The organism is Streptococcus danieliae, assembly GCF_009767945.1.
GTDB lineage: Bacteria > Bacillota > Bacilli > Lactobacillales > Streptococcaceae > Streptococcus > Streptococcus danieliae.
In genome coordinates this window covers 1-8802 of record NZ_WSRS01000071.1, presented here as the reverse complement: position 1 = coordinate 8802, position 8802 = coordinate 1, and the positions used below count along the sequence as shown (strand labels likewise).

At 45.4% G+C, this 8802-nt stretch carries 8 protein-coding genes; 1 reads left to right on the top strand and 7 read right to left on the bottom strand.

What is annotated here, in order from left to right; translation table 11 throughout:
• Positions 1-157 precede the first annotated feature (157 nt).
• From E5983_RS07295 to gap, 7 genes are all read right to left on the bottom strand, one after another.
• Positions 158-1192, bottom strand: coding sequence for a S66 family peptidase (locus E5983_RS07295; protein ID WP_160333216.1), 1035 nt, complete (start codon positions 1190-1192; stop codon positions 158-160).
• Positions 1189-2118 carry a DUF389 domain-containing protein gene (locus E5983_RS07290; protein ID WP_160333215.1) on the bottom strand — a complete coding sequence of 310 codons (930 nt, stop codon included), beginning with the start codon at positions 2116-2118 and terminating at the stop codon, positions 1189-1191. The genes E5983_RS07295 and E5983_RS07290 overlap by 4 nt, the downstream gene beginning before the upstream one ends.
• Positions 2119-2404: 286 nt before the next feature.
• On the bottom strand, positions 2405-3751 hold the full coding sequence (glnA, locus tag E5983_RS07285; RefSeq protein WP_160333214.1) for a type I glutamate--ammonia ligase: 1347 nt from the start codon (positions 3749-3751) through the stop codon (positions 2405-2407).
• Positions 3752-3764: 13 nt separating this feature from the next.
• Positions 3765-4136, bottom strand: coding sequence for a MerR family transcriptional regulator (locus E5983_RS07280; protein WP_160333213.1), 372 nt, complete (start codon positions 4134-4136; stop codon positions 3765-3767).
• Positions 4137-4212: 76 nt separating this feature from the next.
• Complete coding sequence (locus E5983_RS07275; RefSeq protein ID WP_160333212.1) at positions 4213-4743, bottom strand: FUSC family protein; 531 nt, start codon at positions 4741-4743, stop codon at positions 4213-4215.
• A gap of 60 nt (positions 4744-4803) precedes the next feature.
• A complete protein-coding gene (locus tag E5983_RS07270; RefSeq protein ID WP_160333211.1) occupies positions 4804-6003 on the bottom strand; it encodes a phosphoglycerate kinase in 1200 nt (399 codons plus the stop codon).
• Between the two features lie 136 nt (positions 6004-6139).
• Positions 6140-7147 carry a type I glyceraldehyde-3-phosphate dehydrogenase gene (gene gap, locus E5983_RS07265; protein WP_160333210.1) on the bottom strand — a complete coding sequence of 336 codons (1008 nt, stop codon included), beginning with the start codon at positions 7145-7147 and terminating at the stop codon, positions 6140-6142.
• Positions 7148-7386: 239 nt separating this feature from the next.
• Here gap and E5983_RS07260 point away from each other — a divergent pair, with 239 nt between their 5' ends.
• Positions 7387-8694 (top strand): MFS transporter, encoded by a 1308-nt coding sequence (locus E5983_RS07260; protein ID WP_160333209.1) that lies wholly within the window; start codon positions 7387-7389, stop codon positions 8692-8694.
• The last annotated feature ends 108 nt before the right edge of the window (positions 8695-8802 follow it).

The following is an 8802-nucleotide window of genomic DNA, read 5'->3' as shown; positions in this document are numbered from 1 at the left end:
CCCCCACCACAGGGAAAGCATCTCATAGAAATTCGAAAGAAGCCGGATTCGGATTGACGTTAAAACCATCTCAACACCCTTATTAAAAAGCTAAATAATAAAAGCCTAAAACTGTCAGTTTTCAGGGATTCCACACAACTTGACAAAGAGCCTCTTTTTAAGTATAGTCAAAACGAATCACCTGTTCCTCAGCATCGACCTGGGCGGGAATACCCAAGGGGACAATGCAACGAGGAGTGGCATGACCGACATTGATATTGGCTAGGATTGGGAGGTCTGGCTGGTCAAGCACCTCTACTAGGATTCGATGGTAGTCCTCCATGTAGGCCTGGTCCTGGGGTTTCCCAAAAAGTAGGCCACTAACGACTTCAAACAGACCGTAGTCCTTCAGGCGGCTAAGCATCCGAGCAAATTTTGCTGGATTGGCCTTTTCCTCGCTGGTTTCAAGAAGGAGGATTTTCCCCGACCAATCCTCCAGGCTAGGAAAAAGTTGGTAGTCTTGGCAGAGCTGGGCTTGATCTGGAAACCGATCTCCTGCTAAGATTTCATACAGAGATTCGAGGCAGCCGCCCAGAATCGGACCCTTAAAGGTGGCTGGTCCCTGCAAGTGGAGGAAACCTTGATTGGGATAGGAGGGCATGGATTGCCCCAAACCAGCGAAGCTGAAATCAGTCCTTTCTTGATACCAAAGTGAACTTGGGCGGATCTCCTCAATTTTTCCCGTTTGCACCAAAGTTTCAAAATAGGAACGGGTGTAAGGAAGCATTTCTGGAGCTAATTCGCAAATATCTGGAAGAAAGGCCTGGCCATAGAAGCTGGGCAGGCCCAGCTTCTGCAGCATCAGGTGATTGATGGTGGTATCCGAAAAGCCTAGGAAGATCTTAGACGTCAACGCCTGCTCGAGCTGCTGCTCCGCAAACAGGGCGGGCAGCAGGCGGTAGCTGTCCAAACCGCCAATGGCACAGAGAATCAGATCCAGAGACGGGTCGGAAAAGGCAGCTAGCAGATCCTCGGCACGCGCTTCCGGATGTTGGTCTAAATAATCTAATCCCTTGAGCGCATTAGGCAAGTAAACAACCTCCAGCCCCAACTCTTGCAATCGTCGTAAACCAAGCTCTCGCTCATGCGCTACAAAGGCCTCCCCGAGCATTCCACTCGAGAGACTGATAATCCCAATTTTTCGAACCTTCATGACTCATCCTCCTTAACTGCTACAGTAGTGAGCATCTGCTCCACCACTAACTGAACCCGCTCCAGCCCATAATCATCTTTGTGACCTTCTATAGCCAGCAATTCAAAAGAACTTAGCTCTCGCCCGGCGATCCTGAGTCGCAACTCCTGCTTTTGTGCATCATAGGTCTGACTGACAATCGCATATTGGGAAAATTCCTGCGCCACAAAAACCCGCAACTGCTCCTCAAAAACTAGTTTATCCGCTGCCGTCTTGGCTGGAAAGGTTAACAAAAGACTCACACTCAGGAGCAGCGTAGCCACCAGCACCTCATTAAGACTCTTCCTCTCGGCATCTCCTACTAAATAGGAAACCAAGTAATGAGCCAGCAAGATGAAAAAAACATTGATTGCAAACAAGTAGAGCGCCCCTAGGACAAAAGTCATATCCGCATGAGCAATCCCATAACCCGCTGCACAAAGAGGCGGAACTAGGGAGGTAGCCAATGCCACCCCCGCAGCTAGATGATGGACTTCCTTACGACGCAAGCCAACAGCTCCGACCAATCCTCCGATAAAAGCAATCAAGACATTCCAAAGCGTTGAACTCGTCTGCCCCTGTAACTCTACCCCAGCTGCTTGCAGGGGCGTCCACCAAAAATAAAGAGTGGCCAACAGCAAAGCTGCTACAATCTGCAAAAGCAAAATCCTCAGTGACCGTTTGACCAAGGAAAAATCTAAAAACGAAGCTCCAAAAGCCAGCCCGACAATAGCCGGCATCAAGGGCGATAATAATTTGGCTCCCAAAATCATAGGAATAACGTTCAAGTTCAGACCAATACAGCCTACCAGAACCGCACAAACCAAGAGTAACCAGTGCTGCTTCTCAAACAGTAAATCTGCCTCAACTCGCCCCAAAAGCTCCTCCGATGACCAACGATTTTTCATCCCTTACACCTTTCTATACTCTTTTTGTTTATCCTATATTGCTGCCTTAGCCCGTCTTGCCCTACCTATTGGAATTTTCTTCGAAAGTTTCATCAGAAAGTTTTAGGTCACCTAGAGCTCGCTGCTCTATACTAACAGACTAGGACTATATCTCTCTTTATTTTATACCGAATGACCGGCAAAATCAAAAACCCACGGAATTTCAACTAGCAAACGCAGAAAAGGCCTAGCCAGTTGACTAGACCTGATGCTTTTATAGACTTTCGATTTGCAGACGAAAGCAGAATTAATACATTTCCAAATAGTTATCAATTTCCCATTGGGAAACATAAGTCGCATAGCTGGCCCATTCAATCCGTTTGGCTTCAAGGAAATTGGAGTAGATGTGCTCGCCCATCGCTTCTTTCACAACCTCATCCTCTGTCAAGGCCTTGAGCGCATTGTGGAGGGTCGATGGAAGATCGGTAATTCCTGCCTCCTGACGCTCTTCTGGCGACATGGTGTAGATATTGGATTCAATTGGTTCTGGTGCCTCAATGCGGTTGGCAATTCCATCCAAACCAACCTCCAAGAGCACCGCCATAGCGATATAAGGATTGGCCATTGGATCCACCGACCGCAGTTCCAAACGTGTCCCCATCCCACGACTAGCCGGCACACGAACCAGTGGAGAACGATTTCGTCCAGCCCAGGCAATATAAACAGGGGCCTCGTAACCAGGAACAAGTCGCTTGTAAGAGTTAACGGTTGGGTTCATAACAGCCGTGTAATGGTAAGCGTGTTTCAGAAGGCCACCCAAGAAATAATAGGCCACTTCGGACAACTGCATACCGTTTGGATCTTCTGGGTCAAAGAAAGCATTTTGCCCATCTGGACCAAAGAGGGACATATTGCAGTGCATCCCTGAACCAGCAATGCCGTGTTTAGGCTTGGCCATAAAGGTCGCATACATACCATGCTTCCGAGCAATGGTCTTAACAACCAGCTTAAAGAGCTGAATTTTATCGCAGGCCTTGAGCACATCATCATACTTGAAGTCAATCTCATGCTGGCCAACAGCTACTTCATGGTGACTAGCCTCCACTTCAAAGCCCATCTTAGTCAAGACATTCACGATTTCCCGGCGGGTATTGTCCGCCAAGTCTGTTGGAGCCAAATCAAAGTAGCCCCCCTTGTCATTTACTTCCAGGGTTGGTTTACCCTGATCATCCATCTTGAAGAGGAAGAACTCTGGTTCAGGACCTAGGTTAAAGGAAGAAAAACCTGCTTCCTGCATATGTTTGAGCGATTTTTTGAGATTGGAACGTGGGTCTCCTGCAAAGGGTTCTCCTTCTGTTGTGTAGACATCACAAATCAAACCTCCAACACTACCGTTCTCATCTCCCCAAGGGAAGACAATCCAGGTATCCAAATCCGGATAAAGGTACATATCAGACTCATTGATCCGCACAAACCCTTCAATCGAAGAGCCATCAAACATAGCCTTATTGCTCAGAACCTTTTCCAACTGTTCATCCGTGGCAGGAATCTCTACATTCTTCATGGTGCCTAAAATATCCGTAAACATAAGGCGGATAAAGGTAACATTTTTTTCTTTAACTTCTCGACGAATTTGTTCTGCGGTAACAGACATAGGGAACTCCTTTTTAAAAATGGTTAGGCCCCAGAGAACTAAAACCACTGCCTCCTGAAGCGAAGGGACCTTCTCGCACAATATCCCTGTGTAGGGCTCTGCGAACAGCCTTATCGCTCATCTTTTGACGTGATTTTTGTTCCCTTTGATAAAAGCGTTTTTTGATGTCCGCAATCGAATAACCTTCCGCCAATAAATCTTTAATTTCCAATAAACGATCCATATCATTTAAGGAAAAATAACGGCGGTTTCCTTCATTTCGCTCTGGTTTCACCAAACCGTGCTCTTCGTAGTAACGAATTTGGCGATCCGAGAGATCCGTCAACTTCCGAACACTGGACATGGGAAAAACAGCCAAATGGCGACGCAATTCTTTTTCTTTCATCTTTTGGAACCTTTCTGTAATCCATTATAAAGCTGGCAAAACCATCTGTCAAGTTATCATGTCAGTTTTTCTGACACTATTTTTTGAGGAATATTTCCTTCATCCGATCGAGGTCGTAATTCACTAAAATTGCGATAAAAACGCCAAAAAAAGTCTCAAGAACACGGGTAAAAACATAAAGCATCGATTCACCATAGGGAATGGACAAACTAATAATCAGAAAGGCCGCCGAACCACCGATAATTGCTCCCCCCGTATTCGTGGCCACACAGGTCATGATGGTTAACATGACACCAATCGGAACCGCCAAAAGCAAAACCCAGGGATTGCCTGGAAAGGCCCGCTCCAATATAAAATAAAGAAGAGCATAGAAGCCACCAATACTATTGGCAATAATCCGCGACATGCCAAAGTGGACACTCTGATCAAAATCCTCCCGTAAGGTAAAGATAGCCGTTAAAGCAGCAATCTGCATCCCATCCCAACCAAAGACATAAAAGAGGAGCAGCACCAGAAAAACAGCTAAACCGGTCTTGAAGGTTCGCATACCCAAACGGAATTTCTGAGGATTAAAACGATAGCGCTTAAAATAACGAAGGATCTTCATAAAACTCACCACACCAAAAAGAGGGGGGACTGCCGTCCACCCCAACCTTTTCTAAAGTGTTTATTTTTCTGTCAAGGCAGCCAAACCTGGAAGTACTTTTCCTTCAAGCAATTCCATAGAAGCACCACCACCAGTTGAAATCCATGAGAATTTATCTGCACGACCAAGGTTGATCGCTGCAGCTGCAGAATCACCACCACCGATGATTGATTTCACTCCTGGTTGTTTCACAATGGCATCCATCACACCGATAGTACCAGCTTGGAAGTCTGGGTTCTCAAAGACACCCATTGGTCCGTTCCAAACAACGGTTTTAGCACCAGTAAGAGCTTCATCAAACTTCGCGATTGATTTTGGACCGATATCCAAACCAAGGAAGCCCTCAGAAACAGCTTCACCTTCTGTATCACGAACTTCAGTATAGTCTGCAAAAGCATTTGCTTCTTTAGAGTCCACTGGCAAGATCAATTTACCATTAGCTTTTTCAAGAAGAGCTTTCGCTACATCCAATTTATCTTCTTCAACAAGAGAGTTTCCGATTTCAAGGCCTTGAGCTTTGAAGAAGGTATAGGTCATTCCTCCACCAATCAAGACTTTATCTGCTTTTTCAAGCAAGTTTTCGATAACACCAATCTTGTCAGAAACTTTTGAACCACCAAGAATCGCTACAAATGGGCGAACTGGGTTGTCAACTGCTTCTTGGATGTAAGCAATTTCGTTTTCCAAAAGGAAACCAGCTACTGCTTGCTCCACATTGGCTGAGATTCCAACGTTTGATGCGTGAGCACGGTGTGCTGTACCGAAGGCATCGTTTACGAAGATACCATCTCCAAGAGATGCCCAGTATTGACCAAGCTCTGCATCGTTTTTAGATTCTTTCTTACCGTCCACATCTTCAAAACGAGTGTTTTCAACAAGAAGGACTTGACCGTCTTCCAAGCCGTTAATCGCTGCTTCCAATTCAGCACCACGAGTTGCACCTGGAATGAAAACAACGTTTTGACCTAGTTTTTCAGCAAGAGCAGCTGCTACTGGAGCCAATGATTTACCTTCTTTATCCGCTTCTTCTTTCACACGACCAAGGTGAGAGAACAAGATTGCGCGTCCACCTTGCTCAAGAACATACTTGATTGTTAGAAGAGCAGCAGTAATCCGGTTGTCATTTGTAATAACGCCATCTTTCAAAGGAACGTTAAAGTCCACACGAATAAGGACTTTTTTGCCCTTCAAGTCAACGTCTTTTACAGTCATTTTTGCCATGATACAAAAACCCCTCTTTATTTTTTATACGTTCCTATTATATCACAAGTAGGCTTATTGTGAGAAAGAAAACAAAAAACTTATCGAGATTTTAAGCGCAAAAAAAGCCTGCCAAAGGCAGGCTTTCGCTCAATGATTATTTTGCAAGTTTTGCAAAGTACTCAAGAGTACGTACCAATTGAGCTGTGTAAGACATTTCGTTGTCATACCATGAAACAACTTTCACCAATTGTTCTCCATCAACGTCAAGAACTTTAGTTTGAGTTGCATCAAACAATGAACCGTATGACATACCGATGATGTCTGAAGAAACGATTTGATCTTCAGTGTATCCGTATGACTCGTTTGAAGCTGCTTTCATTGCTGCGTTCACTTCATCAGCAGTAACGTTCTTATTAAGAACAGCTACCAATTCAGTTACAGAACCTGTTGGAATTGGAACACGTTGTGCAGCACCGTCAAGTTTACCGTTCAATTCAGGGATAACAAGACCGATAGCTTTAGCCGCACCAGTTGAGTTAGGAACGATGTTAGCTGCAGCTGCGCGAGCACGACGAAGGTCACCACCACGGTGTGGTCCGTCAAGAACCATTTGGTCACCAGTGTAACCGTGGATTGTAGTCATCAAACCTTGTTTCACGCCGAAGCTGTCGTGAAGTGCTTTAGCCATTGGAGCCAAGCAGTTTGTAGTACATGAAGCACCTGAGATAACTGTTTCACTTCCGTCAAGGATGTCGTGGTTTGTGTTGAATACAACAGTTTTCACGTCATTTCCACCTGGGGCAGTGATAACAACTTTCTTAGCGCCACCAACAAGGTGTTTTTCAGCAGCTTCTTTGCTTGCAAAGAAGCCAGTTGCTTCAAGAACGATTTCAACGCCATCGTTAGCCCAGTCGATTTGCTCTGGGTCACGCTCAGCAGATACTTTAACGAACTTACCGTTCACTTCGAATCCACCGTCTTTAACTTCAACAGTACCGTTGAAGCGACCTTGAGTTGTATCGTATTTCAACAAGTGAGCAAGCATTACTGGATCAGTAAGATCGTTGATGCGTACTACTTCAACACCTTCAACTTCTTGAATACGACGGAAGGCAAGGCGTCCGATACGTCCGAAACCGTTGATACCAACTTTAACTACCATTCGTGATTTCCTCCTTATGAAAATCAAAAAATTTATTGTGAAAAGAGTAACTTGTGTTTTTGCAATCTCTTTCAACACCCTTATTATAACCCTTATTCTCCAAAAAGGCAAGATAGGAATAGGCTCTTCCAAAAATCTCCATGCTCTTCTTGTTTTTTTCGAGTCAAGTTCTTTGACTATCGCTCTCCAAGGTGCTATATTTATATTTGTAAGCGTTATCATTTAAAAGGGAGGTTCCTATGGAAAACAAATCCATTTCCAATAAGACGGGTATTCTGATGTTCTATACCCTCTTGCTCGCCTACATTACATTTGCCGCCAGCTGGGTCGGAGGATCCACACTTGGCCCTCAAATTGTCAGTACCTTCTTCGGAGATAAAGGGGTTGACCCTACGATTTCTGAAATGGTCAACTACACCATCACCGTTGCGCGGGTTATCGCCAACTTCTTAGCAGCTGCCGTGCTGGTTAAATTCGGCATCAAGCGGGCTGCTATTATCGCTATCGGCTTACTCTGTTTCGCTCTCGTAGCCGTTTGGATGCCAAGCTATCCTCTTTACATCGTCGCTCGGATGATTATGGCCTTGGGAGGCTCCATGATCATGGTTTACATGAACCCAATCGTTGTTCGCTTTGTCTCCCAAGAAAATAAAATTTTCTACTCATCTCTCATCACCGCCAGCTACAATATTGGAGCCTTCGTGATCGCGATTGCCTTCGTTTTCTGGGCAGATACACTCCGCATGGACTGGCGTTTGACCCTCAGCGGTATTGCCCTCATGGCCATCATCTGCTTCCTCGTTTGGCTCTTTAAAGCCGAAAACTTTGAAACCGGCGGTGGACAGGCAGGACAAGCTCCTACTTACTCTTATGGACAAGCCCTCAAGGATTCTTTCGTATGGCGCTTTGCGGTTGGTTTTGCAGCCTTCCTAATTCTTTATGTAATGTCGCTAAACTCCATCCCAGGCCAGTTGGCTAAGGAATTCCCAGACATCTTTGTTGCAGGTTACATGATCTGTGCGGTTTCTGGAGGAGGAATCACAGGAACGCTGGTTCGCCTCAAGAGCCCGGTTAACCGGGAACGTCGCCCTTACCTCGTTCGCTTAGGGATTATGGCTATCGCCACCATGACTGCCGGAATTGCCAGCATTGCCATTCTCAAGATGGCCTTCCTCGGCTACCTCTTCTTCTTCGCCTGCGGTTTCCTCATTTTCTACCAATACGCAGTCTACCTCAATATTCCACATGAACTTCCAAACATGAATCCACAAAAAGCAACCCTCATGTTCGGAATCATCTGGGGTGTTACCTACGGTCTCTACACCGTCTTGAATTACTTCTGGAGCTGGATTTACGGGAACTTCGGTTTCTGGCCATCAGCCCTCTTCTATCTGGCAGTCCCAGTGATCTACCTCGCGATGATCCTCACCCTGCCTGAAACCTACAAAGAGGCTGGGACAAAAACCCCTCTGACTAACGCAAAAAGCAACGGTTTTAAAGCCGTTGCTTTTTGCCTTATGGAGATAGTCTTGATACAATATAATTAGGACAAAATACTGAGAAAGGCTATCCCATGTACATTCACTATAACACAAATCAAACCACCTTACCACTAGAAATTGCTTCAGTCTTACCACAGGATCATATTGTTTTCA

Bases quoted from the DNA above. Each gene is read 5' to 3' on its own strand.
- gap (WP_160333210.1), bottom strand. From the start codon at position 7,147: ATGGTAGTTAAAGTTGGTATCAACGGTTTCGGACGTATCGGACGCCTT.
- glnA (WP_160333214.1), bottom strand. From the start codon at position 3,751: ATGTCTGTTACCGCAGAACAAATTCGTCGAGAAGTTAAAGAAAAAAAT.
- E5983_RS07260 (WP_160333209.1), top strand. From the start codon at position 7,387: ATGGAAAACAAATCCATTTCCAATAAGACGGGTATTCTGATGTTCTAT.
- E5983_RS07270 (WP_160333211.1), bottom strand. From the start codon at position 6,003: ATGGCAAAAATGACTGTAAAAGACGTTGACTTGAAGGGCAAAAAAGTC.
- E5983_RS07295 (WP_160333216.1), bottom strand. From the start codon at position 1,192: ATGAAGGTTCGAAAAATTGGGATTATCAGTCTCTCGAGTGGAATGCTC.
- E5983_RS07290 (WP_160333215.1), bottom strand. From the start codon at position 2,118: ATGAAAAATCGTTGGTCATCGGAGGAGCTTTTGGGGCGAGTTGAGGCA.
- E5983_RS07280 (WP_160333213.1), bottom strand. From the start codon at position 4,136: ATGAAAGAAAAAGAATTGCGTCGCCATTTGGCTGTTTTTCCCATGTCC.
- E5983_RS07275 (WP_160333212.1), bottom strand. From the start codon at position 4,743: ATGAAGATCCTTCGTTATTTTAAGCGCTATCGTTTTAATCCTCAGAAA.